The sequence below is a fragment of the Streptomyces sp. NPDC059994 genome (assembly GCF_042737755.1).
In the GTDB taxonomy this organism is placed as follows: Bacteria; Actinomycetota; Actinomycetes; order Streptomycetales; family Streptomycetaceae; genus Streptomyces.
Genome location: NZ_JBHWUR010000029.1, coordinates 4,505 through 5,239, shown reverse-complemented (window position 1 = coordinate 5,239; position 735 = coordinate 4,505). Strand labels below are relative to the sequence as shown.

General features: G+C 72.7%; 1 protein-coding gene. It reads right to left on the bottom strand.

Annotated elements, in window-relative coordinates; translation table 11 throughout:
- Positions 1 to 735, bottom strand: a 735-nt coding sequence (locus tag ACFWA7_RS16970; RefSeq protein WP_385823690.1) for a WD40 repeat domain-containing protein, incomplete at both ends; no start/stop codon positions are given.

Here is a 735-nt window from a genome sequence, read left to right as displayed (position 1 = left end):
CGCAGCGGTTGGCCGACGGTGAGGTCCGACAGCTGTACCCCGCCGTCGACGCCGCCGGTGGCCAGGGTGCGGCCGTCGGGACTGAACGCCACCACGGTGACGCTGTCCAGGTGGGTGAGGGTGCGTGAGAGGTGACCGGTGGCAGTGTCGTAGAGGCGGGTGGTGCCGTCGATGCCGCCGGTGGCCAGTGTCGTGCCGTCGGGACTGAAGGCGGCGACGGAGGCTGTGTGGTTGAGGGTGTGCAGGGGGCGGCCGGTGGTGGTGTCCCACAGGCGGGCGGCGGCGTTCTCGGTCGCGGTGGCCAGCTTCGTGCCGTCAGGGCTGAACACTGCGGCCCGCACGTCCTCGTTGTGGGTCAGGGTATGCAGGGCGCGGCCGGTGGTGGTGTCCCACAAGCGGGCGATGCCGTCCTCGCTCGCGGTGGCCAGCCTCGTGCCGTCAGGGCTGAAGGCGGTCACGTTCACCGGGCCCGTGTGGTTGAGGGTGCGCAGGGCGCGGCCGGTGGTGGTGTCCCACAGGCGGGCGGTGCCGCCGCTGCCGGCGGTGGCCAGGATCGTGCCGTCAGGGCTGAACACTGCGGCCCGCACGTTCTCGTTGTGGTTGAGGGTGCGCAGGGCGCGGCCGGTGGTGGTGTCCCACAGGCGGGCGGTGCCGCCCCTGCCGGCGGTGGCCAGGATCGTGCCGTCAGGGCTGAACACTGCGGCCCGCACGTTCTCGTTGTGGTTGAGGGTGCGC